At 73.8% G+C, this 26,386-nt stretch carries 21 protein-coding genes; 11 read left to right on the top strand and 10 right to left on the bottom strand.

All coding sequences use genetic code 11. From position 1 onward, the window contains the following. Position 1 precedes the first annotated feature (1 nt). Positions 2 to 643, top strand: coding sequence for a lipoyl(octanoyl) transferase LipB (lipB, locus tag AB0C01_RS15450; RefSeq protein WP_357245049.1), 642 nt, complete (start codon positions 2 to 4; stop codon positions 641 to 643). Positions 644 to 676: 33 nt separating this feature from the next. Continuing rightward, entirely contained in the window at positions 677 to 1,783 is a 1,107-nt protein-coding gene (locus AB0C01_RS15445) for a pyridoxal-phosphate dependent enzyme (RefSeq protein ID WP_357571435.1), read from the top strand. Between the two features lie 140 nt (positions 1,784 to 1,923). Here AB0C01_RS15445 and aspS read toward each other — a convergent pair whose 3' ends face one another. Continuing rightward, on the bottom strand, positions 1,924 to 3,210 hold the full coding sequence (gene aspS / locus AB0C01_RS15440; protein WP_357571434.1) for an aspartate--tRNA(Asn) ligase: 1,287 nt from the start codon (positions 3,208 to 3,210) through the stop codon (positions 1,924 to 1,926). Positions 3,211 to 3,663: 453 nt separating this feature from the next. On the opposite strand from aspS, the gene lipA reads away from it, so the two are divergent. Together lipA and AB0C01_RS15430 are read left to right on the top strand one after the other, a co-directional pair. Continuing rightward, entirely contained in the window at positions 3,664 to 4,662 is a 999-nt protein-coding gene (lipA, locus tag AB0C01_RS15435; RefSeq protein WP_357245043.1) for a lipoyl synthase, read from the top strand. Positions 4,663 to 4,715: 53 nt separating this feature from the next. Then, positions 4,716 to 6,395 carry a hypothetical protein gene (locus tag AB0C01_RS15430; RefSeq protein ID WP_357571433.1) on the top strand — a complete coding sequence of 560 codons (1,680 nt, stop codon included), beginning with the start codon at positions 4,716 to 4,718 and terminating at the stop codon, positions 6,393 to 6,395. 58 nt (positions 6,396 to 6,453) lie between these two features. Here AB0C01_RS15430 and AB0C01_RS15425 read toward each other — a convergent pair whose 3' ends face one another. After that, positions 6,454 to 9,345, bottom strand: a complete 2,892-nt coding sequence (locus AB0C01_RS15425) for an AAA family ATPase (protein WP_357571432.1) — start codon at positions 9,343 to 9,345, stop codon at positions 6,454 to 6,456. A 116-nt stretch (positions 9,346 to 9,461) separates the two neighbouring features. Next, entirely contained in the window at positions 9,462 to 9,632 is a 171-nt protein-coding gene (locus tag AB0C01_RS15420) for a hypothetical protein (RefSeq protein WP_357245037.1), read from the bottom strand. Between the two features lie 206 nt (positions 9,633 to 9,838). Between AB0C01_RS15420 and AB0C01_RS15415 the strand changes: the two genes are divergently transcribed. After that, the gene (locus AB0C01_RS15415) at positions 9,839 to 10,525 is read left to right on the top strand and encodes a DUF4191 domain-containing protein (RefSeq protein ID WP_357571431.1); all 687 of its coding nucleotides are present in this window, start codon (positions 9,839 to 9,841) and stop codon (positions 10,523 to 10,525) included. A 509-nt stretch (positions 10,526 to 11,034) separates the two neighbouring features. Here the strand turns inward: AB0C01_RS15415 and AB0C01_RS15410 are convergent. After that, on the bottom strand, positions 11,035 to 11,433 hold the full coding sequence (locus AB0C01_RS15410) for an RDD family protein (RefSeq protein WP_357245033.1): 399 nt from the start codon (positions 11,431 to 11,433) through the stop codon (positions 11,035 to 11,037). A gap of 262 nt (positions 11,434 to 11,695) precedes the next feature. On the opposite strand from AB0C01_RS15410, the gene glnA reads away from it, so the two are divergent. From glnA to AB0C01_RS15395, 3 genes are all read left to right on the top strand, one after another. Next, positions 11,696 to 13,120, top strand: coding sequence for a type I glutamate--ammonia ligase (glnA, locus tag AB0C01_RS15405; RefSeq protein ID WP_357245031.1), 1,425 nt, complete (start codon positions 11,696 to 11,698; stop codon positions 13,118 to 13,120). Between the two features lie 112 nt (positions 13,121 to 13,232). Further along, complete coding sequence (locus AB0C01_RS15400; protein WP_357571430.1) at positions 13,233 to 13,598, top strand: helix-turn-helix transcriptional regulator; 366 nt, start codon at positions 13,233 to 13,235, stop codon at positions 13,596 to 13,598. Then, on the top strand, positions 13,595 to 14,578 hold the full coding sequence (locus AB0C01_RS15395; protein WP_357571429.1) for a hypothetical protein: 984 nt from the start codon (positions 13,595 to 13,597) through the stop codon (positions 14,576 to 14,578). The genes AB0C01_RS15400 and AB0C01_RS15395 overlap by 4 nt, the downstream gene beginning before the upstream one ends. Positions 14,579 to 14,647: 69 nt before the next feature. On the opposite strand, the gene mptB (AB0C01_RS15390) is transcribed toward AB0C01_RS15395, so the two are convergent. After that, positions 14,648 to 16,099 (bottom strand): polyprenol phosphomannose-dependent alpha 1,6 mannosyltransferase MptB, encoded by a 1,452-nt coding sequence (gene mptB, locus AB0C01_RS15390; protein ID WP_357571555.1) that lies wholly within the window; start codon positions 16,097 to 16,099, stop codon positions 14,648 to 14,650. Between the two features lie 80 nt (positions 16,100 to 16,179). Next, positions 16,180 to 17,580 carry a polyprenol phosphomannose-dependent alpha 1,6 mannosyltransferase MptB gene (mptB, locus tag AB0C01_RS15385; protein ID WP_357571428.1) on the bottom strand — a complete coding sequence of 467 codons (1,401 nt, stop codon included), beginning with the start codon at positions 17,578 to 17,580 and terminating at the stop codon, positions 16,180 to 16,182. Between the two features lie 44 nt (positions 17,581 to 17,624). Here mptB (AB0C01_RS15385) and AB0C01_RS15380 point away from each other — a divergent pair, with 44 nt between their 5' ends. Beyond that, entirely contained in the window at positions 17,625 to 19,292 is a 1,668-nt protein-coding gene (locus tag AB0C01_RS15380; RefSeq protein WP_357571427.1) for a hypothetical protein, read from the top strand. Between the two features lie 5 nt (positions 19,293 to 19,297). On the opposite strand, the gene AB0C01_RS15375 is transcribed toward AB0C01_RS15380, so the two are convergent. Both AB0C01_RS15375 and AB0C01_RS15370 read right to left on the bottom strand, forming a co-directional pair. Continuing rightward, a complete protein-coding gene (locus tag AB0C01_RS15375; RefSeq protein ID WP_357571426.1) occupies positions 19,298 to 22,318 on the bottom strand; it encodes a bifunctional [glutamine synthetase] adenylyltransferase/[glutamine synthetase]-adenylyl-L-tyrosine phosphorylase in 3,021 nt (1,006 codons plus the stop codon). Beyond that, positions 22,318 to 23,085 (bottom strand): type 1 glutamine amidotransferase, encoded by a 768-nt coding sequence (locus tag AB0C01_RS15370; RefSeq protein WP_357571425.1) that lies wholly within the window; start codon positions 23,083 to 23,085, stop codon positions 22,318 to 22,320. Before AB0C01_RS15370 ends, AB0C01_RS15375 begins: the two co-directional genes overlap by 1 nt. 98 nt (positions 23,086 to 23,183) lie before the next feature. On the opposite strand from AB0C01_RS15370, the gene AB0C01_RS15365 reads away from it, so the two are divergent. Then, entirely contained in the window at positions 23,184 to 24,119 is a 936-nt protein-coding gene (locus AB0C01_RS15365) for an LD-carboxypeptidase (RefSeq protein ID WP_357571424.1), read from the top strand. 85 nt (positions 24,120 to 24,204) lie between these two features. Here the strand turns inward: AB0C01_RS15365 and AB0C01_RS15360 are convergent, their stop codons facing one another. After that, positions 24,205 to 25,086, bottom strand: coding sequence for a virginiamycin B lyase (locus AB0C01_RS15360; protein WP_357571423.1), 882 nt, complete (start codon positions 25,084 to 25,086; stop codon positions 24,205 to 24,207). Between the two features lie 184 nt (positions 25,087 to 25,270). Between AB0C01_RS15360 and AB0C01_RS15355 the strand changes: the two genes are divergently transcribed. Next, on the top strand, positions 25,271 to 25,789 hold the full coding sequence (locus tag AB0C01_RS15355) for a hypothetical protein (protein WP_357245013.1): 519 nt from the start codon (positions 25,271 to 25,273) through the stop codon (positions 25,787 to 25,789). A gap of 210 nt (positions 25,790 to 25,999) precedes the next feature. Here AB0C01_RS15355 and AB0C01_RS15350 read toward each other — a convergent pair whose 3' ends face one another. After that, positions 26,000 to 26,371, bottom strand: coding sequence for a VOC family protein (locus AB0C01_RS15350; protein WP_357245011.1), 372 nt, complete (start codon positions 26,369 to 26,371; stop codon positions 26,000 to 26,002). Positions 26,372 to 26,386 lie beyond the last annotated feature (15 nt).

The following is a 26,386-nucleotide window of genomic DNA, read 5'->3' as shown; positions in this document are numbered from 1 at the left end:
CGTGACAACGACGATCTCCGGCCTCACCGCCGTCCGCGCCGGCCTGCTCGACTACCGGGCCGCCTGGGACGAGCAGCGACGCCTGCACGAGTCGGTGGTGGCTGGCGAGCGCGGCGACACCGTGCTGCTGCTGGAGCACCCGAGCGTCTACACCGCGGGCAAGCGCACCGAGCCGTGGGACCGGCCGACGGACGGCACCCCGGTCGTCGACGTGGACCGCGGCGGCAAGATCACCTGGCACGGGCCGGGGCAGCTCGTCGGCTACCCGATCCTGCGGCTGCCCGACCCGGTGGACGTGATCGCCTACGTCCGCCGCACCGAAGAGCTGCTCATCGACGTGTGCGCCGAGTTCGGGCTGACCGCCGGCCGGGTCGAGGGGCGCAGCGGCGTCTGGGTGCCCGAGGACGACCGGGGGCCGGCCCGCAAGGTGGCCGCCATCGGCATCCGGGTCGCCCGGGGCGTCACCCTGCACGGCTTCTCGATCAACTGCGACTGCGACCTGACCTCCTTCGACCGGATCGTGCCGTGCGGCATCCGCGACGCCGGCGTCACCTCGCTCACCGCCGAACTGGGCCGCCCGATCACCGTCGCCGACGTGCTCCCGGTGGTCGAGCGCCGACTCGCCACCCTCGTCGCGGCCTGACCGACGAGCGCAGCCACGCTGCCGGGACGTGACATGACGGACGCGGTACGACCACCGGCCGGTACCGCGGTCACGTCCCTGGAGTGCGTTCGTTGCGGTGCCCACCATCCGGTCGGCGACTACCCGCTCGGGTGCCCCTCCTGCGCGGCCGCCGGCCACGGCTCGAACCTGTTCTGCCGTTACCCCGCCGAGGCGGTACGCCAGGACCAACTGGTGCCGTACCCCGTCGTTCCGGATCTGGGCCAGGGGCGCACACCGCTGTTCCCGCTGCCCTGGCTCGACGGGGTGCTCGTCAAGAACGAGGCGGCGAATCCGACCGGATCCCACAAGGACCGGTTCGCGGCGATGGCGGTGACCCACGCGAAGGCGTCGGGCTACGAGCGCGTCGTCGTCGGATCGTCAGGTAACGCCGGGCTGGCCACCGCCGCCTTCGCCGCCGCCGTCGGCCTCCGGGCCGTGGTGGCCGGCTTCACCTGGCTGCCCGAATCGCTCGCGGAGCCGCTGCGCAGGCTCGGAGCGGACCTGCGCACCTTCGACACCGACGAGGAACGCATCCGGTACGTCAAGGAGGCGGCCGACCGTCCCGACACGTTGGCCGTCTCCAACGTCGCCGACATCGTCATCGGCAGTAGCTGCTTCGGGATCGAGGGCTACAAGGCCATCGCCTGGGAGATGGCGGCCGCCGTACCCGCCGGGGTGGACCACGTCGTGATCCCGTCGAGCCGTGGCGATCTGGCCTGGGGCATCCACCTCGGGTTCGCCCAGTGGTCCGCCCTGACCGGCGGCCGCCTGCCACGCCTTCACCTGGTCGAACCCTTCCCCAGGCTGTCCGCCGTACTGGCCGGCCAGGACATCGCCGCGCGCTTCCCCGACAGCGCCGGAAGCCTCCACTCGATCGCCGGGGACAGCACGACCGTCCAGGCCCGGGCCGCGGTGACCCGGAGTGCGGGCAGCGTCGTGGTGGTGCGGGAGGACGTGGCAACCAGTTGGTACGAGCGGGCGAGCCGACACGGGCACACCTGGGAGATCAGCAGTTGCACCGTGTTGGCCGCCTACGACGTCCTCCGGCGACGCGACGTCATCCCGGCTGGCGATCGGACCGTCCTGATCACCACCTCCCACCTGTTCAAGGGGCTGTGACCGCCGAGGCACGCGCGCCAACGGCCCGCAGGCGGCCCGGCTGCGCGATCGACTCGCCGACTGTCGACAGGTGTCGGCTGTGATGCCGGTGAGTCATCAAGATGACTCACCGGCATCAGGCGCGCAGCCGGCACGGGGTCCTACGGGGTCAGCCGGTGCAGGTCGCGCGGGAACGCGGTGACCTCCCGGATGTTGGCCGCGCCGACCAGCCGGGCCACGAAACGTTCCAGGCCGATGGCGAAGCCACCGTGCGGCGGCATGCCGTGCCGGAACGCGTCCAGGTAACCGGCGTACGGCTCGACCGGCTCACCCCGGGCCGCCAACGCCGCCAGGTAGTCGGCGTGCCGGTGCAGCCGCTGCCCGCCGGTGACCAGCTCCAACCCACGAAAGAGCAGGTCGAAACCGTTCGAGTACGCCGGCCGCGCCGGGTCCGGGTGCGTGTAGAACGGTCGCTTCGCCATCGGGTAGCCGGTGACGAAGAGGAAGTCCGAGCCGTGTTCGCGGCGGGCCCACTCGCCCAGCGCCCGTTCGTGAGCGGGCGCGAGGTCCGGCTCGTCGGCGGGCGCGCCGGCGATCCTCAACGCCTCGGTGAAGTGCACCGCCGGGATCTCCGTGGGCACCTCCGGTGGTGTGACGCCCAGCGTCGCCAGGGCGGCGCCGGCCCGCTCGCCCACGGTGCCCAGCATCCCGGCCAGGGTGTCGCGCAGCACCCGCATCACGTCGCGGTGGTCGGTGACGAAGCCCAGCTCGGCGTCGAGCGACGTGTACTGCGCGAGGTGCCGGACGGTGTCGTGCGGCTCGGCCCGGAACACCGGCCCCACCTCGTAGACGCGTTCGAAGACGCCGACCATCAGTTGTTTGTAGAACTGCGGCGACTGGGCCAGGTACGCGGGACCGCCGAACCAGTCCAGCGCGAACACGTTCGCCCCGCTCTCGGTGGAGGAGCTGACCACCTTCGGAGTGTGGATCTCCACGAAGTCGTGGACGTCGAGTGCGGCCCGGAAGCCGGCCACCGCCGCCGCCGAGATCCGCAGCGCGGCCGACCGGGTGGGGTGGCGCAGCGCGGTCGGCGCGTTGTCGAGTTGGGTGGGCAGGCTCGCGGTGAGCGTCGGCCGGTACAGGTCGAACGGTGGCGGCACGGCGGGCGGCCCGAGCGGCCGTACCTCCGGGTCGGTCAGCTCGACCCCGGCGGGCGCCGTGTCGTTCGCGGTCACCGTCGCGGTGACCTCGACGACCGTCTCCTCGGGGAGTTTCTCCAGCTCGGCGCGGATGGCCGGGTCGGTGACGACCACCTGGGCCAGGCCGGTGGCGTCGCGCACGATCAGGAAGGCCACCGATTTCAACAGTCGGCGTCGGTGCACCCACCCGGCGATCCGCACGGTCGTGCCGATCCGGGTGGTCAGGTGGTGGGACAGGGTTCGTTGCATGGCGGGCTGCTCCTCGGTCGATCGCCACGCCGTCGCCGCCCTGCGGTGGCGACGCGTCGCATCAGCCCCAGGGAGGTGTGGGCGAGCGGGAACCTCGCGGTGCCACCACACCTTCGCCCCCGCCGAAGCGGGGGCCTCGTTCGTCGCCTGATGACCGGGGCCAGCCGGGCGGGCTCTACTGGGCACGGGTGACCCGCAACCGTTCTTCCCGCAGCTCGGGAGGGTCTTCGCGCACCGGCGCCAGACCGCCTCTCAGCACCGGCGGCTCTCTGCACTGGCGGGTCGGCGCGCTACTCGGCTCCGTCGTCGCTGTTGGCGGAGACCGTAGCACCAGATCCCCACGTGTGTGACGCTCATTTTCGACTATCCGGTGTCCGGCGTCACAACGTTTGGAGCGTGACGCCGGTCGCCTGGCGTACATAGACACCTGCCGTCCAGCGTAGGCTCAATTTCGTGACGATCGAGCACTCCGCGCCGACGACCGGCCAGGCAGCGCGCACCGCAACGGCAGCCCCCGAGGGGCGGCGTCTGCTGCGCATCGAGGCGCGCAACGCCGAGACGCCGATCGAGCGCAAACCGCCGTGGATCAAGGTCAAGGCCAAGATGGGACCGGAGTACACCCAGCTGCGCGGGCTCGTCTCGCGCGAAGGGCTGCACACCGTCTGCCAGGAGGCCGGCTGCCCCAACATCTACGAGTGTTGGGAGGACCGGGAGGCCACCTTCCTCATCGGTGGCGACCAGTGCACCCGGCGCTGCGACTTCTGCCAGATCGACACCGGCAAGCCGGCCGAGTTCGACGCCGACGAGCCGCGTCGTGTGGCCGAGTCGGTGGTCGCGATGGGGCTGCGCTACGCCACCATCACCGGTGTCGCCCGTGACGACCTGCCCGACGGCGGCGCCTGGCTGTACGCCGAGACCGTCCGACAGATCCACCTCCTCCAGCCCGGCTGCGGCGTCGAGTTGCTGATCCCGGACTTCAACGCCGTGCCCGAGCAGCTCGCCGAGGTCTTCGGCTCCCGCCCGGAGGTGCTGGCCCACAATGTGGAGACCGTGCCGCGCATCTTCAAGCGCATCCGGCCGGCGTTCCGCTACGACCGTTCGCTGGACGTGATCCGCCAGGCCCGCGCCGACGGTCTGGTCACCAAGAGCAACCTCATCCTGGGCATGGGCGAGGAGCGCGCCGAGGTCACCCAGGCGCTCCGCGACCTGCACGACGCCGGTTGCGAGCTGATCACCATCACGCAGTACCTGCGGCCCACCCCCCGGCACCACCCGGTGACCCGCTGGGTCAAGCCGGAGGAGTTCGTGGAGCTGCGCGAGGAGGCCGAGGAGATCGGCTTCGCCGGGGTGATGAGCGGGCCGCTGGTGCGCTCGTCGTACCGGGCGGGCCGGCTCTACAAGCAGGCGCTCGACGCCCGCGCCGCCACCCCGGTCGCCACCACCGCGGGCTGACCCCGCCGGCAGCGCCGCGCGGCCGTTCGGCGTCCGGATGTCATGATCGTGCGATGACCCTCGGCGTACGCCAGCAGCCGCGTGGCGCGGGCTCCCCGCACCCACGGCCCGGCTCGCGCCTCGGGTTGGTCGGCTGGCTGACCGGGTTGGTCGTACTCGTCGGGGTGGGTTACCGGCTCTGGCTGCTGGGTCACGCCGCGCCGCCCACCAACAGCGACGAGGCCGCCATGGGGTTGGCCGCGCTGCACATCGCCCGCGCTGAGGACTTCCCGGTCTGGTTCTACGGCCAGCAGTACATGGGCGCGCTGGAGGCGTACCTGGCCGCGCCGGTGTTCGCCCTGGCCGGTGGGCCGTCGCTGCTCGGTCTGCGGCTGCCCACGCTCGCGCTGTACGTGCTGTTCCTGCTGCTGGCCTGGCGGTTGACGCTGCGGCTGACCGGGGACCGGTGGTTCGGGCTGCTGGTGGTGGCGCTGCTGGCGCTGGGCTCCGACCGGGTGGTGAAGAACCAGCTGATCGCCGGCGGTGGCTATCCGGAGATGAACGCGGCCGGGATGGCGCTGGCCGTACTCGCGGTGGATCTGGCCACCGGGCGACCGGGGCGGCGGCTGACCCGCTGGGCGGTGTGGGGATTCCTGGCCGGCCTGATGGTCTGGGTCGACCCGCTGGTGCTGCCGTACGTCGTGGCGCTCGGCGCGGTGCTCGTCGGGTTCTGCCGTCGGGAGCTGCGGGGCGCGGCCGGGGCGCTGCTCGGGGCCGCCGCCGTGGTGGGCGCCGCACCGCTGCTGCTGGACAGCCTGCTGACCGGCCGGAACCCGCTGCACGCGGTGCTTGCCGCCAGCGGTGCGAACGCCAGCGCGGGATGGCCGGACCGGCTGCACGGCGGCCTGGTGCTCGGCCCTGCGCTGGGCATGGGGTTCTGCGGTCCCGGGCGGTGCGCCACCTGGCAACTGTGGTGGGCGCTCGCCCTGCCGCTGCTGCTGGCCCTCGCCGCCGCCACCGCCTGGCACACCCTGCGCCGCGCGTCCGCCATCCCGACCGACCCCGCGGTCCCTGCCGCCGGCGGCCCCGGGGGCGTCGCCGAGGTCCCGGCTCGGGTGGCGGCGGCCGTGTGGCTGGCGCTGGTGCTGGCCGCGGTCGGCACACTCGGCGCGTACACCGTGAGCAGTTCCGCCGGGCTCACGCCGGTGGAGAGTTCCCGCTATCTGTCCTGCCTGCTCATCTCCCTGCCGGCACTGCTGTGGCCGGTCTGGGCGGCGGCCCGTGGCGGTCTCCGACGGTCCGCGGGCGACCGTCGCGGTGTCGGGTCGGCGCTGGCCCGCCCGGTCGCGCTGGCGTTGCTCGTGGCCACCCTGGGCACCGCCGGCCACGCCACCTGGCAGTCGGCGCGGACCGCGCCCGCGACCCGGGCCGCCGAGGCCCGGCACACCGAGTTGGTGACCACCCTGCGTCAGCTCGGCGTACGACACGTCCGCGCCGGCTACTGGACCTGCAACCGGCTCACCTTCGCCACGGCGGAGCAGGTGGTCTGCGCGGTCGTCGACGACGCGCTGCGCCCCGGCTTCGACCGCTACCCCGCGTACCGGCGGGAGGTCGACGGAGCGGCGGTGCCCGCCTGGGTCGCACCGACCGGCTCGCCGTTGGCGCACACGCTCGACGAGCGGTTGCGCGCCGCCCCGGGCAGCCTGGGCCTGGTCACGATCGACGGCTGGCGGATCTACCTGCCGTCGGCCTGACCGCCGGATGCGGCCCGTCGGTGGTCATCCGGCCCGGCGGTGACCGCTGGCGCGCTCGTCAGCGGGGTGGCGCGGGCTCGGCGAGCAGGCCGAGGCGGTGGGCAAGCGCGGCGGCCTCCCCCCGGTTCGTCACGTCGAGTTTCGCGATGATCCGGGAGACGTGCACGCTTGCCGTCTTCGGGGAGATGAACAACTGCTCGGCGATCCGGCTGTTGCTGTGCCCCTCGGCGACCAGCCGCAGCACCTCCCGCTCCCGGGCGGTCAACAGATCGGCGCCGGCCCCACCCTGACCCGTCCCACGCAGGCCGACCCGCCGCGCCAGGGTCGCGGCCGCCTCGGCCAGCGGTGTCGCGCCCAACCGCCGGGCGATCTCCGTGGCCTCGGTGACCGCCGCCGACACCTCGTCCCGCTCGCCGCCGGCGGCGGCCGTCTCGGCCAGCGCCAACAACGCCCGACCGAGCGGGTACGGCTGCCCGTCGGCACGCCACGCGTCCACCGCCGCCCGCCAGGCCGGCAGCGCCTGGTCGCCGATCGCCAGCAGCGCGGTGACCTGGGCGGCGTGCGCCCGCGCCGCCGGGTGCCGGACCGGCAGGTCCGCGGCGAGCGCGCTGACGGCGGCGGCCAGGTCCCGATCACCAACCCGGGCGGCGGTACGGGCGACGGCGCTGAGCACCGGCCAGCCTTCCCGGGGCAGTTGCGGCAGATGCGCGTCGGCCACCGCGACGCGAGCGGCGCGTACCGCCTCGATCTTGTCGTCGGCGGCCAGCGCCGCCTCGATCGCCAGCTCGTGCAGGGGCAGCCGGTGGTTGGGCCACAGGTAGGGCCGGCCCAGGAAGGCCAACGCCCGGTCGACCAACTCCTCGGCCCCCGGGTGGGCGCGGGCCAGCCGCAGCCCGGCGCCCACCTGGAGCCAGTGCAGCCCGGTGACGCCGGACAGGTCGATCCGGGCGGCCTCCGCGCACACCCCCTCGGCCTCGTCCCACCGACCCAGCGCGATCAGCGCCTCGGCCCGGTTCGACAGCAGGTACGCCCCGGTCGAGCGGCTGATCCCCACCCGCCGCGCCTCGGCCACACCGGCCTCCGCCGCCTGCGCGGACTCGGCGTAGCGGCCCAGTTCGCAGAGCATGTCCGACTGGAACACCTTGGCGAGCACGAGCGTCGGTGTGTCCCCGGCCGTACGCGCGGCGGCCTCGACCGTGGCCAGCCCGGCCAGCCCATCCTCCAGATCCCGTTCACCGTGGCAGAGCATGGCGATCCGCGTCGGCAGCAGGGCCAACTCCTCGCCGAGGGCCGCGGCGGCGGCACCCGCCTCGGCGGCCACCTGGGCGGCCCGCTGAGGAGCGATCTTGGCCAGGTGGGTGGCGATGTCGGCGAGCAGCCGGACCCGCTCCACGCCGATCGGGCCGCCGGCCGCCAGCCGGTACGCCTCGTCCAGCTCACGGCTGCCGTCGCTCTTGCCGAGCAGGGCCATCAGTCGACCCCGTTGGTCCAGCAGGCGGGCGGCACGCAGCGGCGCGGCGTCGGCGTCCACCTCGGCCAGCCCGGCCCGGGTCAGGGTGATGGCCCGGCTGAAGTCCCCGGCGGTGATCGCGGCGTCCAGGGTCTGCTCCAGCAGCCCCAGGTGGTCGATGCCGAGCAGGTCGGCGGCATCGGGCACCAGTTCCCACAGCTCCAGCGCCCGTTCCAACAGTCGACGCTGCTCGGCGTAGGCGTACCGGTCGGCGGCGTCGCGGGCCGCGGAGAGCGCGGCGACCAGGGCACGCGGGTGGTGGTGCGCGGCGTACCAGTGGTGGGCGATCTCCGCCGGTGCCCGGCCGACGGCGACCAGGTGCGGCTGCGCCTCGATCGCGGCGGCGAAGCGGGCGTGCAGCCGGGCGTGTTCGCCGGGCAGCAACTCGTCGTGCACGGCCTCGCGGACCAGCGCGTGCCGGAACTCGTAGTCGCCGTCCGGGTCGGCCACCACGAGTTGGGCGGCGACGGCGGCACGCAGCGCGTCCTCCAACTCGGTGTCCGGCAGGCCGGCGACCTCGGCGAGCAGGTCGTGGGCGAACCGGGTGCCGCCGGCCGCGGCGATCCGCAGCACCCGCTGGGACGGCTCGGGCAGCCGGTCCACCCGGGCCAACAGCAGGTCGCGCAGGGTCTCGGGAAGCGCCGCGCAGCCGAGCGGATCGCCGGCCACGGCCAACTCCTCGATGAAGAAGGGGTTGCCCTGGGTGCGCCCGTGGACGTCGTCGACGGCACGGGTGGACGGCTCGACACCGAGCAGATCCGCGAGGACCGCGCCGGTGCCGTCGCGGTCCAGCCGCCCCAGCTCGACCCGGTGCACGCCACGGACCCGGTCCAGCTCGGCCAGGAACGGGCGCAACGGGTGCCCGCGCTGCAACTCGTCGGTGCGGTAGGTGCAGACCAGCAGCAGCCGGCCCGGTCGGGCCGCCCGGACCAGGAAGCCGATCAGGTCGCGGGTGGAGCGGTCGGCCCAGTGCAGGTCCTCGATCATCAGCACCAGCGGCCGGACCTCGGCGAGCCGCTGGAACAGCTCGGCGACCAGGTCGAACAGGTAGCCGCGCGGGGCGTCGCCGACCGGGGCGGCGCTCGGCGCGGCCAGCGGCGCCCGGCCCAGCTCCGGCAGCAGCCGGGCGAATTCCGCCTCGTACCCGGCGAACACCTCGGGACCATCGACGCGCAGCACCGCGCGCAGGGCGGCGGCGAACGGGGCGAACGGCAGACCCGCCTCGCCCAGCTCCAGGCACTGGCCGACAAGCACCCGCGCCCCGCCGTCGGTGGTCCCGGCCGAGAACTCCTCCAACAGCCGGGTCTTACCCACCCCCGCCTCGCCACCCACCAACACGGTGGTCGGCTCCCCCGCCCCGGCGCGAGCCAGCGCCTCCCGCAACGTCGCCAGCTCACGCTGGCGGCCGACGATAACGGAGCTGGCGGCGCGTACGGTCACGGAAGCGAGCATGCCATGACGGCCGCCCGCGCCGGCCCCACCGATCGGCGGGACGGCCGGCGGTCGGCCGTCCCGCCGGTCGGGTGCCGTGGGCGTGGCCGCCGGGGCGGGCGCGCTCACCGGCGGTCGTCGCCGAGGCGGCGGGTCTGCTGACGGCGGCCCAGCCAGGTGCGGCCGGAACGTCGCGACACCGCGCGGGCGAGCCGGTCCGCGTCCACCTCGGCGCGCAGCTCGGCGGCGTGCGTACGGTGCAGGGAGAGCAGGAATTCCGCGTCGTTGCCGAACATGTCGGTCTCCTTCGTCGTGGCGTCGTCCTCTGCCGATGACTCTCCGCGCGAAGGCCCCACCCGGGCATGGGCACAGCGCCTGATCTTCACCGCCGGCACCCTCCTTACTCGGCCAGGCGGCGGCGGCGAGGCGACGTAAGGTACTCAGTCGGCCGGCACCCGGACGCGGATCAACGGGGCGGGCGGCGACCACTAGACTCTGCGACATGGCAAAGCCCCAGGAGAAGGTCTCGTTCGGCCAACGGCTGAAGCAGATCGGGATGGTGTTCAAGTTCACCGCCAAGCAGGACCGGTGGTTCGCGCCGTTGGTCGCCGCCGCGGTGCTCATCCCGCTCGCCCTCACCGTGGTCGCGGTCATCCTCTGGAGCTGGATCTGGCTGCCGATCGGCATCCTGTTCGTCCTGCTCGCGGTGCTGATCGTGCTCAACCTGCGGTCCAACAAGGCGATGATGAACGCCGCCGAGGGGCAGCCCGGCGCCGCGGCGCAGATCATGGAGAACATGCGCGGCGACTGGCGGGTGACCCCGGCGGTCAGCTCGACCACCCAGATGGACATGATCCACCTGGTGATCGGCCGGCCGGGCGTGATCCTGCTGGCCGAGGGCAACCCGCAGCGGGTTCGCGGCCTGCTCGGGCAGGAGAAGCGGCGGCTGTCGAAGGTGATCGGCTCCGCGCCCCTGCACGACTACGTGATCGGGCAGGAAGAGGGCGAACTGCCGATCCGCAAGCTCCGCACGACGCTGCTGCGTTTGCCCCGCGCGCTCTCCGGCAAGGACGTCAACTCGCTGGACAAGCGGCTCAAGGCCCTCACCGCCCGTCCGCAGATGCCCAAGGGCGCGATCCCGAAGAACATGCGGCCGCCGGGCGCCTCCCGCCAGTCGCGGGGCCGCTGACCCCCCAGGTGTACGCGTAAGAGCCGGACCCGAACGGGTCCGGCTCTTACCCGTCGGTGCCCCCGCACCCCGGCGCCCCGCACCTCCGCACCCCGGCGCCGCCTATCCCGGCGCCGCGCACCCCGGCGCCCCGCACCCGCACCCGCACCCGCACCCGCACAACATCCCCGAAGTTGCTGTCTCAGACACGCCGCAGGCAGCAACTTCCCCGAAGTTGCTGCGATTTCGTTCAGATGCGGACGCCTGGGCCGCCGGAAGCGCGGCTTCAGACCACGTCGCCGGTCAAGATCGCGCTCGATCCAGGATGTAGTGGTGTCCCAGCGGTTCCAGGCCACTAAATCCGGGATCGAGCGCGATCTTGGGCGGGGCGAGGCCGGGGGCCGGAGGCCAGCAGCCGGGGGCGGGCGCTAGGCCAGCAGCCGGGCGCGAGCCCGGCTGCCGAGGCCGAGGGCCGAGGGCCGAGGGCGAGGCCGAGGGGCCGCCGGCAGAGCGCGGCGGCGGGCTGGGGCTCAGCCTCGGGGTGCGTCGGCGATGACCGCGTTGGCGAATCTGTCGTGCAGGCCCCGACGGTGCTCGTCCATGATCAGCGCGGGGACGACGAGGGCCAGGAGCAGGCCGCGGATCAGTCCGCGGAGCACCCCGATCCGGCCTCCGTCGTACCAGTTCACGCAGCGGATCTTCGTGATGTACATGCCCGGCGTCTGGGCGAACAGGCCGAGGAAGAAGCCGTACTCGAGCACCAGCACCAGCACCGGCGCCCAACTGTCGCGCAACGGATCGGCGAAGACGTTTGACACCAGCAGGCTGAGCACCCAGTCGATGACCAGCGCCCCGAAACGTTTGCCGAGGCTGGGTGGGGTGAAGCCGGGGTCGGTGGCCGGCGCGGCCGGGGCGTGCGGATTGGTCACAGCGGTCAAGGGTATCCGCGCGGGGATGGGGACTTGCCGGGTGTCGCCTGCACGGCGTGCTGATTCGGGCCAACGGCATCAAATGTCATTACACTGGCACAGTCGGACGGCGCTCGCGGCGGGCCGGGGGCGTGGACCGGGGCGCCACTGACGCTCCGCGCGGGACGTAACACGGCAGAAACAACGGAGACACGGCCGGGCAACCGCCTGGCCCTAGCGTCGCCAGAAGCCTAGCCACCCCGTGGACGTGCCAGGAGGATGTGTGTTCGCCAATCCCGAGGAACTGCTGCGATACCTCAAGAACGAGGACGTGAAGTTCGTCGACGTTCGTTTCTGTGACCTGCCCGGCGTGATGCAGCACTTCAACCTGCCGGTCGAGTCCGTCAACGACGATCTTTTCACCGACGGCCTCGCGTTCGACGGTTCGTCGATCCGCGGTTTCCAGGCGATCCACGAGTCGGACATGCTCCTGCTCCCGGACGTCGCCACCGCGTTCATCGACCCGTTCCGCGCGCAGAAGACGCTCGCGCTGAACTTCTTCATCCACGACCCGTTCACCCGCGAGGCCTACAGCCGCGACCCGCGCAACGTCGCGAAGAAGGCCGAGGCGTACCTGGCGGCGAGCGGCATCGCCGACACCGCCTACTTCGGCGCCGAGGCGGAGTTCTACATCTTCGACTCGATCCGCCACGAGACCTCGGCGCACCAGTCGTTCTACTACATCGACTCGATCGAGGGCGCCTGGAACACCGGCCGCGAAGAGCAGGGCGGCAACCTCGGTTACAAGACCGCGTACAAGGGCGGTTACTTCCCGGTGCCGCCGGTCGACCACTACGCCGACCTGCGTGACTCGATCGTGCGCCGGCTCGTCGACACCGGCTTCAACGTGGAGCGCTCGCACCACGAGGTGGGCACCGCCGGGCAGTCCGAGATCAACTACCGGTTCTCCACCCTGCTGCACGCAGGTGACCAGCTCCAGCTCTTCAAGTACATCGTGAAGAACGAGGCCTGGGCCAACGGCAAGACCGCGACCTTCATGCCCAAGCCGCTGTTCGGCGACAACGGTTCCGGCATGCACACCCACCAGAGCCTCTGGCTCAACGGTGAGCCGCTGTTCTACGACGAGACCGGCTACGCGGGTCTGTCCGACATGGCCCGCTGGTACATCGGCGGTCTGCTGCACCACGCGCCGTCGCTGCTGGCCTTCACCAACCCGACGGTCAACTCGTACCGCCGCCTGGTGCCGGGCTACGAGGCGCCGGTCAACCTGGTCTACTCGCAGCGCAACCGTTCCGCCTGCACCCGCATCCCGGTGACCGGCAGCAACGCCAAGGCCAAGCGCGTCGAGTTCCGCGTGCCGGACCCGTCGGCCAACGTCTACCTGGCCTTCTCGGCCATGATGATGGCCGGCCTGGACGGCATCAAGAGCAAGATCGAGCCGCCGACGCCGATCGACAAGGACCTCTACGACCTCCCGCCGGAGGAGTGGGGCGACGTCAAGCAGGTGCCGGGCTCGCTGCCGGCCGTGCTCGACTCGCTGGAGGCCGACCACGACTACCTGCTCGACGGCGGCGTCTTCACCCCGGACCTGATCTCCACCTGGGTGGACTGGAAGCGCGCCAACGAGGTCGACCCGGTGCGCCTGCGCCCGACCCCGCACGAGTTCGCCATGTACTACGACTGCTGAGCAGTCACCGATCACCGGCCGGGCCGGCTCCGCCTACGCGGGGCCGGCCCGGCCGTTTTTGGTCCCGACACGCCGCCCCCCGCAATACCTTCGCGTCCGTTATATTACGGCCATGGACACACCCCTGCGGGAACCCACGTTCCTCATCCTCACCGCGCTCGCCGGCGAGCCGCTGCACGGCTACGGGCTGATCGGCGAGGTCAGCACCCTCTCCGACGGGCGGGTGACGCTTCGCCCGGGAACCCTCTACGGCGCGCTCGACCGGCTGGTCGACGCCGGCCTGGTCGAGGTCGACCGGGAGGAGGTGGTGGACAGCCGACTGCGCCGCTACTACCGGCTCTCCCCCGCCGGCACCAGCACCCTGACCGCGGAGACCGAGCGGCTACGGCGCAACGTCGAGGCCGCCACCGCCCGGCTGGCCCGACGCGCTCGTGCCACCCGGCCGACCACCCCGCGCGTGGCCGGAGGGCTGGCATGAGCGACCTGGAGCGCCGCTACCTGCGACTGCTGCGCGCGTACCCCGCTGACTACCGGCGTTCCCGCGGCACCGAGATCGTCGGCACCTACCTGGACCTGGCCGCGCCGGGTCGCCGCTGGCCCTCGACCGCGGACGCCGCGGACCTGCTCCGCGGCGGGCTCCGTCAGCGGCTGCGGGCCGCAGGTGTCGCCAGCCTGACCCCCGGGGTACGCCTCGCGGCACTGCTGTCCATGGTCACCGCGAGCGTCCTCGCCGGTGTCTGGGGTACGACAGAGCTGCATCCGGCGAATATCGAATGGGGTGTACCCCACGTCGGCCCGTTCGTCTCGATCGGTGTCATCGCCTGGGCGGGCTGGCTGCTGGCCGCGATCGCCACCGCGGTCGCGTCGCGCCGGATCGCCCGGCTGGCCATCGCCCTCGCCCTCCTGCTCACGCTGGCGCTGCCGCCGTTGGCCGCAGTGCTCGACGCATTCCGGCCGCCGCTGTTCGTGCTGCTGCCGCAGGTCATACTCGGCCTGCTGGCGTTGGCCCTGCCCGACCGGCCCGCGACGGCGGTCCGCCTCGCGCCGCTGCTGTCCGCTGTGACGGCGGTAGCGGCGACGGAATACCTGGTGCGGCCGGGCGATGGTCTCACTTACTACGGCTTCACCGCGTTGAGCTTCCTGCCCGCCGTCGGTGGGTTACTGCTGGTCGCCGGGGCGCTGCTAGCCATGGGTCTGGCCATCGGCGGGGACACCCGCGGCGGCTGGGCGCTCGTCACGCTGCTCACCCCCGCCGGCTTCCTGGCGGTGCCCGCCCTCGGCGATGCCATCGACCCGATACGCGGCGACGTCAGCTTCGCGGCGCTGGCCACGAGCACGATCGCCGTCGCGCTGGCCGGTCCCGCCGTGTTACTCCTGACCATCCTCGCCCGCGCCCGCCTGACCCTGACCACGAAGCGCACCGACCGCCACTACCCCACCTCCGGCGCGCAGTCCTGACGCACACTCGCGCATTGATCATGAGGTTGGCGGGGCTTTCGGAGATCGACAGGACCGCTAACCTCATGATCAACGCGGTCGGGAGCGTCGGCGCAGCGTGCCGAGGAGGGCCAGGGACAGGAACAGGGCGGTCATCGCTACCGCTCCGGGGGCCTTGGTGAAGCGGGCCAGGTTGGTGCCGTCGGGCAGGGCGAGGAAGGTCGCCGCGGCGGCCGGCAGCAGGAACCACGTGGTCCGGGTGGCGGTGAGCGCGAGGAGCACCAGCGGCCAGGTCGCGTACCAGGGGTGGAAGACCGGGGACAACACGACGGTGGCGACCAATGCCAGGCCGGCGCCGTGCAGCGTGATCCGGGGGCGGGCCAAGGCCGGATCAGCCGAGGCACGCAGGTCCCGCCAGGCCCGCCACCACAGGAGCGCCAGCACGACCGCGAGCAGCAGCAGTGCCACCGCCCGGACGACAGGCACCGCCTGCGGGTCCCGCCCGGCCAGCGCGCCGGCGTAGTCCACCACCAGGCCGACGGCGGTGGGCGGCGAGGTCCACTGCTCCGAGTCACCGCTGTGGGTCAACCCACCCACCCACCCGAACCCGAGCCCGGACACCGCGGAGCTGACCAGCAACGCGGCGAGCGACCCGCCGGCCAGCCAGCCACCGTCGCGCGCCAACGACCGTACGGTGGGGCGGCCCCGCACCGCGGCCAGCGCGGCGAACGGCAGCACCACCGCGGCGCTGGCCTTCACCGTCACCGCCAACCCGAGCAGCACCCCGGCCACCAGCAACGACGACGGCCGACCTGGTCGGCGGACCGCGAGCAGAAGTCCGGACAGCAGCAGGCCCAGCATCACCGCGTCGTTGTGCGCCCCGGCCACCAGGTGCACCCCGACCAGCGGACCGGCCAGCGCCAGCCAGGCCGCCCGCCGGACCGGCACACCGGCCGCACGCGCCAGCCCCGGCAGGCAGAGCGCACCCAGCAGCAGCCCCGCCACGGCGATGACCCGCAGCGCCACGATCGTGCCGGTGAGCCCGCCGCCGAGGCCCACCGCGAGCGCCGCGAGCAGCACGAACACCGGCCCGTACGGTGCCGGGGTGTCCCGCCAGATCGGTGCCACCGCGTCCAGCCACGGGCAGCCCGCCGCCGCCACCGGAACCGCGTAGGGGTCGACGCCCTGCGCGTACGTCCAGCCCTGGCAGGCGTACGAGTAGACGTCGCGGCTGCCCAGCGGCGGTGCGACAAGCAGCGGCAGCGCCCACAGCCCGGCGGTGACGTACGCCCACCGGGTCGACGGCGCTCCCCCGCGCACCGACCACCACGCCCCGACCAGCAACACGGTGCCGGCCAGCCAGCAGGTGAGCGTCGCCGGGCCGTCCGGGGCTCGCCAGATCGACGCCGGTGTCGCGCCGAGCGGGGCGGTGGGCAGCGCCCCACCGAGGTACGCGGCAACGGCGAGCAGGACCGCGCCGACAAGCCCCACGTACCGGGCCAGACGAGCCGCCCGCGGACCGGAACGCGACGGACCGGACAGTGGCGGATCGGACGGCGGCGGACCCGAACGCGGCAGGCCGGAAGGCGGCGGACCGGGAGCGGTCACCGGCGCACCTTCCCTCAGTCGGCGGCGACCGGCTGACGGGCCGCCCGAGCCGACCGTACCAACCAGACGACCAGGGCGATCACCAACAGCGTCATCAGCGGCGCCCCGACCGTCTTGGTGAACCGGGGCAGGCCGGTGCCGTCGGGCAGCACCAGGAACGACGCGACGAGCGCGACGACGGTGAACCATCCGGTCCGGCGGGCGGTGGCCGCGAGCACCGCGAGGGGCCAGACCCAGTACCAGGGGTGGAACAGCGGCGCGAGGGCCACAGTGGCGGCCAACGCCAGCGCGGCGTACCACAGCGGCTCCCGGGTGCGGGCCCGCCACCAGAGCCAGACCAGCAGCAGCGCCAGCACCCCCACCCCGATCCCCCGGGTGACCGGCAGCGCGTCGATGTGCCCGCCGAACGGCACCGCCAGGTAGCCGACGGTCTGGCCGATCGCGGTGGACGGCGACGTCCAGGCGATCACGTCACTGCCGCTGGCCAGCCCGGCGACCCAGCCGAAGTCCAGCCCCGACGCGAGGGTCACCCCGGCCACGACGGCGACCGCGCCGCCGACCACCCACCCGCCGTGCCGGAGCAGGGCCCGGATCGAGTACCCGCCGACGATCGCGGCCAGCGCCGCGAACGGCACCACGACCAGCGCGGTCACCTTGATCGCGGCGGCCAGGCCGAGCAGGGCGCCGCCGGCGAGCAGCGGGCCGGGACGGCCCGGCCGGGAGACGATCACCGCCAGCCCGGCGACCAGCAGGCCGACCATCAGGGCGTCGTTGTGCGCGCCGGCGACCAGGTGTACGGCGACCAGCGGGCAGCCCAGCGCCAGCCAGATCGCCCGGCTCGCGGGGACGCCGACGCGTCGCGCCAGCACCGGCAGGCTGACCGCGATCAACGCCACCCCGGCCACCGCGATCAGCCGGAACACCACGATCGCGCCGGTCAGCGAGCCGGTGGCCTTCACCACCGCGCCGGCGAGCACCACGAACAGCGGCCCGTACGGCGCGGGCGTGTCCCGCCAGATGTACGAGATGGTGTCCAGCCAGGGGCAGGGCAGCGCGGAGACGCCCTGCTCGTACGGGTTGATGCCCGCGGTGTAGCTGGCGCCCTGGCAGGCGTACGCGTACACGTCGCGGCTGGCCAGCGGCGGTGCGATCAGCAGCGGCAGCAGCCAGAGCCCGACGGTGGTCAGCGCCCAGCGCGTCGACGGCACGGAGTCCCGCAGCGCCCACCAGGCGTAGGCGAGCAGCGAGGTGCCGACCAGCCAGGCGACGAGGACGAGCGGACCGTTCTGGCCCTGCCAGATGCTGACCGGGGTGGTACGCAGGGGGGAGCCGGGCAGGGCGCCGCCGAGGAACGCGGCGACGGCCAGCAACGCCGATCCCGCCAGTCCGGTCCAACGCGCGAGGTGGTGAGGCACGCCGGACATGCTGCCAGTACGGTGGTCGCGGTACGGAGGTGGGCATGCGGCACAGTCGGGTGGTGGCGGTGGCCACCGGTTCCGCAGTCGTGCTCGCCGCGCTCTGGCTGGCCCTGCCGCTGATGGGGTCGGACCTCGCCGCGCAGGTGGCTCGCGCGGACTTCTTCGCGGCCCACGGCCCCACCCCGGTCGACCTGCGCTGGTACGCCGGGGTGCAGCAGTTCGGCTACAGCCTGCTCTCCCAGCCGGTGATGGCGCTGCTCGGCGTACGGGTGACCGGCGCGCTCGCGCTTGTGGCGTCGGCTGCCGCGCTGGCCGCGCTGCTGGTCCGCACCGAGGTGCCCCGACCGCTGCTGGGCAGCCTGGTCGGGGTGGTCACGCTGGCCGGCAACCTGGTCTCCGGTCGGGTCACGTACGCCCTGGGTGTGGCGTTCGGGCTGGCCGCGCTGCTCGCGCTCACTCGCCGAGCCGGACGAGGGCGGGTGCGGCTCGTACTCGCGGCGGTCGCCGCGCTGCTGGCCTCGGCGACCAGTCCGGTGGCCGGCCTGTTCGTCGGCCTGGCGGGTGTGGCGCTGCTGCTGACCCGGCGGTACGCCGACGGTCTGGCGCTCGGTGTCGCGGCGGCGGTGCCGCTGGCCGCGACGGCGGTGCTCTTCGGCGACGGCGGCTGGATGAACATCAGCCGCACCGACGCGGTGCGCGCGGTGGTGACCAGCCTGGTGGTGGCGGCGCTGGTGGCGTACCGGCCGGTGCGCTTCGGTGCGCTGCTCTCCGCCGCCGGGGTGCTCGCCGCCGCCGTCGTGCACACGCCTGTGGGGTTGAACGCGACCCGCCTGGTGACGATGTTCGCGTTGCCGGTGCTGGCCGCCGCCGCCCGCCCGCCCGCCTGGCTCTCCGACCGCCTGGCCCGCCGGACGGCCGCGCGCGCCACCCCGACCGGCGCCACCCCGACCAGCGCCACCCCGACCGGCGCCACCGCAGCGCGTGCCGCCACGGTGGGATGGTCGCGGTGGGCTCGGCTGCGCGGCGGTGTGGGCCTGGCCGCGCTGCTGGTGGCGGTCTGCGTCTGGCAGCCGCCGGCGGTCCCCGCCGACCTGCGGGGCATCGGCGACCCGACGAGCGCGCCGGGCTACCACGCGCCGCTGCGCGCGTTCCTGGCCGGGCAGCGGCTCACCGGCCGGGTCGAGGTGCCGCCGACCCGCAACTACTGGGAGGCGGCCCGCCTCGGTGAGGTGCCGCTGGCCCGGGGTTGGCTGCGGCAGGCCGACATCGACCGCAACCCGCTGTTCTTCACCACCGTGCCCGGCGCGGCCGGCACCGGCGTACCGCTGACCCCGAGCACCTACCGGGCCTGGCTGGCGGAGAACGCCGTGCAGTACGTGGCACTGCCGGACGCCCCGCTGTCCTGGGTGGGGCGGGCCGAGGCGGAACTGGTCGAGGGCGGGTTGCCCTACCTGACGCCGGTCTGGTCCGGGCCGCACTGGCGGGTGTGGGCTGTGGCCGACCCGACGCCGCTGGTCGCCGCACCCGCCGAGCTGACCCGCGCCGACGGCGCCAGGGTGACCTTCCGGGCACCGACCGCCGGCCCGGTGGCCGTCCGGGTCCGGCACAGCCGGTGGCTTGTCGCGTCCGGCGACGCCACGGTCACCGCCGACGGCGACTGGACCACCGTCACCGTGCCCGGTCCCGGCGAGTACACGCTCGGCAGCTGACGCCGCTACGCCTCCAGCACCCGTTGCGCGGCGGCGCGGGAGCGGCGGCCGGTGCGCAGGTACTCGTCGAGGAACTCCCCCGGATCGTCGCGCCCCAGCAGCCGGGCCACCCCGGCCAGCTCCACCCCGTGCCGGGGTAGCTGATCGCCGGCCCGACCCCGGACCAGCATCAACGCGTTGCGGACCTGCGCGGCCAGGGACCACCCGGCGGCCATCTCGGCGGCGTCCGCCGGGTCGATCAGGCCGGCCCGTTCGGCCGCCGCGAGGGCATCGAGGGTACGCGTGCCGCGCAGCGCCGGGACCCGGCCCGCGTGCCGGAGCTGGACGAGCTGCACCGCCCACTCCACGTCGGCGAGCCCGCCCCGACCCAGCTTGGTGTGGGTGGCCGGGTCCGCGCCGCGCGGCAGCCGCTCGGTCTCCACCCGCGCCTTGATCCGGCGGATCTCGACGACCTGCTCCCGGGTCAGCCCGTCGGCCGGGTACCGCACCGGGTCGATCATCGTCTCGAACTCGGCACCCAGGTCGGCGTCACCGCAGACGAACCGGGCGCGCAGCAGCGCCTGCGCCTCCCACACCCGCGACCAGCGGGCGTAGTACGCCGCGTACGCGGCGAGACTGCGCACCAGCGGGCCCTGCCGGCCCTCCGGGCGCAGGTCGGCGTCCACGCCGAGCGGCGGGTCGGGGGCGGGTACGCCGAGCAGTCGGCGCAGTTCCTCGGCGATCGCGTGCGCCGCGGCGCTGGCGTCGCTCTCGTTGGCCCCGGCGGGTGGGTCGTAGACGAACAGCACGTCGGCGTCGGAGAGGTAGTTCGACTCGTACCCGCCGAGCCGTCCCATCCCGATCACCGCGAACCGCAGCCCCGCCGCGGCCGGCTGGCTGGCCCGGGCGGCGCGCAGCGCGGCGGCCAACGTGGCATCGGTGACGTCGGCGAGCGCCGTGCCGACCTCGGTGATGTCGACGAGCCCGACGGCGGGCCGGTTCACGCCGTCCGGCCGGCTCGGGGTGGGCGCGAGCGCGCCGGCCCGGCAGAGCACGTCCGCGCAGGCCACCCGGACCAGTTCCCGACGTCGCAGCGCGCGCACCGCACGGGTGGCCTCGACCGGGTCGGTGTGCCGGGCCGCCGCCGCGAGGAACCCCTCCCGGAGCACCTCGGGCGGGCGGGGCGCCAGCTCGTTCTCCTCGGCCAGCAGCCGCAGCGCCTCCGGGTCCCGGGCGAGCAGATCGGCGACGTACCGGGACAGGGCGAGGACCCGGGCCAGCCGCCGGGCCACCGGGCCGCCGTCGCGCAGCAGCCGCAGATACCAGGGGGTGCTGCCCAGCTTGTCGGAGACCTTGCGGTAGTTGAGCAGCCCCCGGTCCGGCTCCGGCGCGTCGGCGAACTCGCTGAGCAGCACCGGCAGCAGTGTCCGTTGGATGGCCGCCGTGCGACTCACCCCGCCGGTGAGCGCCTGCAGGTGGCGCAGCGCCCCGGCCGGGTCGGCGAACCCGAGGATCTCCAGCCGGTGCCGGGCGGCCTCCGGGGTGAGTCGCAACCCGTCGGCCGGCACCCGGGCCACCGACTCCAGCAGCGGCCGGTAGAGCAGTTTGGCGTGCAGTCGGCGTACCTCGGTGGCGTGGGTGACCCACTCGGCCCGGAAGCTCTCCACGGCACTGCGCCCCGTCGTGGCCGTGAAACCCAGCGCGGCGGCGAGCCACCGCAACGCGCCGGGCTCGCTCGGCACGGTGTGGGTACGCCGCAGGGCCTGGAGTTGAAGCCGGTGCTCGACGCTGCGCAGGAAGCGGTAGCCGCGCAGCAGCGCCTCGCCGTCGGCCCGGCCGACGTAGCCGCCGGCGACGAGCGCGCGCAACGCCGGGATGGTCCCGGGTTCGCGCAGCGTCTCGTCGACGCGGCCGTGCACGAGTTGCAGCAACTGGACGGCGAACTCGATGTCGCGCAGCCCGCCCGGACCACGCTTGATCTCGCGTTCCAGCTCCTTCGGCGGGATGTGGTCGATGATCCGGCGGCGCATGGCGCGGACGTCCTCGACCGCCTCGGGTCGTTCGGCCGCCCGCCACACCAACGGCGCGAGCTGGTCGATCCACTCCTGGGCCACCGGCACGTCACCGGCGGCCGGGCGGGCCTTGAGCAGCGCCTGGAACTCCCAGGTGCGCGCCCACCGGCGGTAGTAGGCCAGGTGGCTGGCCAGGGTCCGCACCAGCGGACCCCGGTTGCCCTCCGGTCGCAGCGCGGCGTCCACCGGCCAGGCCACGAGCCCGCAGATGTGGATCAGCCGGGTCGCCACCAGGGTCGCCGCCGGCAGGTCGGCGTCCTCGGCCGCCACGAAGATGACGTCCACATCGGAGACGTAGTTCAGTTCGCCGCCGCCGCACTTGCCCATCGCCACGACCGCGAGCCGGGGCCGCTCGGTGCCCTCGGCCAGTTCGGCGACGGCGATCTCGTACGCCGCGGCGAGCGTCGCGTCGGCCAGCGCCGACAGCGCGGCCATGGTCTGCTCCAGGCCACGCCCGGCGGTCAGGTCGGCCGCCGCGATCCGCAGCAGTGCCAACCGGTACGCGGTCCGCAACGCCGCCACCGCGTTATCGCCGTCGGTCACCTCCAGCCGGCCCTCGGCGATCGGCGCGAGCCCGTCCGGGGCGGTCCGCAGTGCCAGGCAGTGTGCGGGGTTGGCCACCAGGTGATCGCCGAGCGCCGCCGACGCGCCGAGCACCGCGATCAGCCGCCGCCGTAGCCCCGGGTCGGTGTGCAGCTCCGCGAGCAGCGACGACTCGGCGCTGCCGCCGCTCGTGCGGCGTTCGGCCTCCACGATGCGGTGCAGCTGCCGCAGCGCCAGGTCCGGGTCGGCGGCCCGGGACAGCGCGGCGAGCAACTCCGCGGCCGACTCGTCCGCGGGCTCCTGCTCCGCCGGCCGCCACAGCCGCAGCCCGTCCGGGCCGAGCAGGTCCGCGGCGCGCGCGCCGCCGTCGCCGTCGGCGGTGCCGAAGCCGTACCGGGCGAGCCGGCCCGGTGCCCTGGTCGGCCGGCTCATCAGTGCCCGAGCAGCGGCAGGCCGCGCCGGATCGTGCTGTCGTCCAACTCGCCGAGGGCCAGCGCGGCGAACCGGGCGGCGAACGGCTGCCAGACCTCCTCGACGTCGGGCAGCACCGAGGCGCAGGCCGCGACCACCAGCTCCGGGTCGTAGCCCAGCTCGGCGAGCTGGGTCGAATCGGTGGCCCAGTCGGCGATCATCGCGGCGTCGCACTCGATGTGGAACTGCAACCCCCAGGCCCGGTCGCCGAGCCGGAACGCCTGGTGCGGGTAGCGGGTGGACGCGGCCAGCAGGGTGGCGCCCCGGGGCAGCTCGGTGATCTCGTCGGCGTGCCACTGGAGCACGTCCGGGATCAACGGCACGTACCGGAACAACAGGTCGTTCTCGGCGGCGTCGCGCCGACCGACCACGCCGGGGCCGATCTCCGGCCCGGATGGGCTCCGCTCGACCAGCCCGGCGTGCGCGGTGGCGAGCAGCTGTGCGCCCAGGCAGACCGCCAGGGTGGGCACCCGGTAGCGGACCGCCTTGCGCAGCAGGCCCTCCACGGCGGGGAACCACGGTGCGCCGGGCGAGCCGTCCGGCAGCGGGTACGCCTGTTGGTCGCCGCCGAGCACCACAAGCGCCGCGTACCCCTCCAGGTCGGCGGGGAGTTCGTCGCCGGCGTGCGGGCGAACCACCTGCAGCTCCAGCCCAGCCTCGGTCAGCCACTCACCCAGCCGGCGCGCGTCGTCCGTCGGGTCGTTCTCGATCACCAGCGCGGTTGCCACCCGTCGAGGCTAGCCGGTGCACCGCGTGCCGCCACGCCCCGCCACCGGGATGTGCGCGCCGGGCGCCGGTCCCGGATCCGGCGTTAGGCTCTGCAATTGTGATCAACGAGGACACCGCCGCCGTCCGACCGCCCGTGCTGCGACCTGGTGACACGGTGCTGCTGGTGTCACCGTCCGGGCCGACCTCGCCGGAGCGGGTGGCCCGGGGGATGGAGCTCCTGATCAGCTGGGGGCTGCGGCCGGTGCCGGCACCGAACGCGTACGCCCGCCACGGCTACCTCGCCGGCACCGACGACCTGCGCGCCGCCGACCTGAACGCGGCGTTCGCCGACCCGCAGGTGCGCGGGGTGATCTGCACCCGGGGTGGGTACGGCGCCCAGCGGATCGTGGACGCCATCGACATGGCCGCCGTGCGCCGCGACCCGAAGGTGGTAGCCGGGTTCTCGGACATCACCGCGTTGCAGTTCGCGCTGTGGCGAGGTGCCCGGCTGGCCGGGGTGCACGGCCCGGGGGCGGCCTGGCGGGACGAGCGGACCCCGCTGCGCTCCGCCGAATCCCTGCACGCGGCGCTGATGACGACCGAGCCGGTGTCGATCACCGCGCTGCCCACCGAGGAGACCTTCGACGTACGCGTCCCGGGTCACGCCACCGGCACCCTGCTCGGCGGCAACCTGTGCCTGATCGCCGCGTCGATCGGCACCCCGGACCTGCCCGACCTGACCGGCGCGGTGCTGTTGATCGAGGACGTACAGGAACCCCCGTACAAGGTCGACCGGATGCTCACCCAGCTGCGGCGGGCGGGCGCGCTGGACGGGTTGGCCGGCGTGGCGGTCGGGCAGTTCACCGACTGCGGCGACGGTTGGGACACCACGATCGTCGACGTCCTCAATGAACGCCTGGGCGACCTGGGCGTACCGGTGCTCGGCGGCCTACCTATCGGCCACGGCCCCAACCAACTGACAGTCCCGTTCGGCACCGAAGCAACCCTCGACGTCAACACCAACACCCTGACGGCAGCCCCCGCGGTCCAGTAACCCCGCCCCCCACCCCACCCCACCCCGGTGATCAAGAGGTTTGCGTCAGTTCCGGGCGGAGTTCTGACGCAAAGCTCTTGATCAGCTAGGCGAGAGGCAGGTGGGCTAGCGCGCCGGTTTCCAGCGCTGCCCAGATGCCGTTGGGGGTGACTGTGATGCCGTGTGGTTCGGACCCGGGGGTGGGCAGGTCGTAGCCGTCGATTCGTCCGGTGGGATCTCGGTGACCGATCCGGTTGGCGCCCCACTCGGTGAACCAGACGCCGCCGGCCGGATCGGCCACGATCGCGTGCGGACGGGCTGCCCGGTCCGGCAGCGGCAATTCGCTGATCCGGCCGTCCGGGGTGATCCGGCCGAGCTGACCGGCGGCGATCTCCACGAACCAGATGGCACCGTCGCCACCGAGTGTGATGCCGACCGGGCCGGCGTCCGGGGTGGGCAACGGATGCAGTGTCACCCCGCCATCGAGGTCGATCCGGCCGATCGCGTTCGCCTGATGCAGAGTGAACCAGAGAGCGTCGTCCGCGCCGGCAGTGATCATCGAGGCGAACCCCCCGGTCACCGGCAGCGGGAACGTGGTGACCGCGCCATCGCTGTCCAGCCGGCCGATCGTGTCGGAGGTCATCCCGGTGTACCAGAGCGCGCCATCGGGGCCGGCGGCGATACCACCCGGCCCGGTGCCGGTCGGCAGGGCGATCGTGCGCTGCGCGCCGTCGAGGCTGATCCGACCGATCTTGTCGTCTCCCGAGCGGGTGAACCAGAGAGCGTCGTCCGGCCCGGCCGCGATGATCAACGGACGGCCGCCCGGCGGATCCAGCGGGTAGGTCCGTACCGCGCCGTCGGCCCCCAGGCGGGCGATCCCGCCGCCGTGGACCAGCGTCAGCCACAGCGCGCCGTCGGGGCCGGCCGTGATGCCGTACGGGCCGGCGCCTGGCTCGACGAGCGGTATCTCCCGAATTTCCACGCTCATCACCAGCTGCGTCCTTCCGTCGGTGAATCGCCAACCCTGACGGCTCCGCCGACGAGGACGCAACCGAATTGGCCGCCCGCCCGCCCGATTGTCAGGTCGCTGACAGGTTCGCCACGGGTCGCGCCCAGGCTGGCTGTTCACTGTCGGTGATGACACGAGCGTCACCGACCTCCTGGAGGACAGCATGTCCCGCACCATCCGTCGGCAGCATCTCCTGGCCGGCCTCGCCACCGCTGGCGTCCTCGGCGTGGGGATCGCGGCCCCGACCATCGCCTTCGCCGCGGACACCCCGACGCCGGCACCGAGCGCCAGCGCCGCCCCGGCTCCCGGAGCGAAGGTCGACGCCGCTCCCGGCGCAAAGGCCGACCGGCAGAACGAGTTCGCCGAGGCACTCGCGAAGGAGTTGGGCGTGCCCACCGACAAGGTGACCGCCGCGCTGGAGAAGGTCCGCGAGCAGCGCCGGCAGGCCGATCGGCCGCAGCGCCCGTCGGCCGAGGAGCGGCAGGCCGCGCTCAAGCAACGGCTGGACCAGGCGGTCAAGGACGGCAAGCTCACCCAGGAGCAGGCCGACGCCATCACCAAGGCCGTCGAGGCCGGCGTCTTCCCCGGCCCGGGTGGCCACGGCGGCCACGGCTGGCGCGGCGGCCCCGGCGGTCACGGCCCGGGCGGCCCCGGCGCCCCCGCCGCTACGCCCGGCGCGTAGCGCTTCGGGGCAGGCCCAGGCCACACCGGGCCTGCCCCAGGCCTGATCCCCTCGACGTCGTGATTTCGCGGTGTCCACGACAGCCCGACACCCCCGAATCACGAGAACCGAGTCGATCACCGGCCCCCGGGACGCCAGTGCGGCCCCCGCACGCGGCGTCAGGCCCGCACGCGGCATCAGGCCCGCGCGGTCGTCAGGCCCGCGCGGTCGTCAGGCCGGCGGGGGCGTGAACACTCCCAGGTGGTTGCCGGCCGGGTCGAGCAGGTGGGCCAACGTGAGCCCGCTCGGGGCCGTCCGCACCGGCACCAGCACCCGGCCGCCGGCCGCCTCGGCCCGTCGGCAGGTCTCCGCCACGTCGGCGACCTCGGCGTAGAACACCGCGTAGTTCGGCGACGTCCCGTCGGTCGCCCGGATGGCCCCGCCGATTCCGGTGTCCCCGCCGGCCCCGGTCACCCGGTAGGACCCGCCGTCGGTCGAGCCCTGCTCCTCGAAGGTCCAGCCGAACAGCTCTCCGTAGAAACGTTCCGCCTCCTCCGGCCGGTCGGTGCCGATCTCGAACCAGGTGATGGGCGTCGTTGACATCTGCTGCCTCCAGGT

The organism is Micromonospora sp. NPDC048905, assembly GCF_040649655.1.
In the GTDB taxonomy this organism is placed as follows: Bacteria; Actinomycetota; Actinomycetes; order Mycobacteriales; family Micromonosporaceae; genus Micromonospora.
This window is presented reverse-complemented; position numbering and strand designations above follow the sequence as displayed.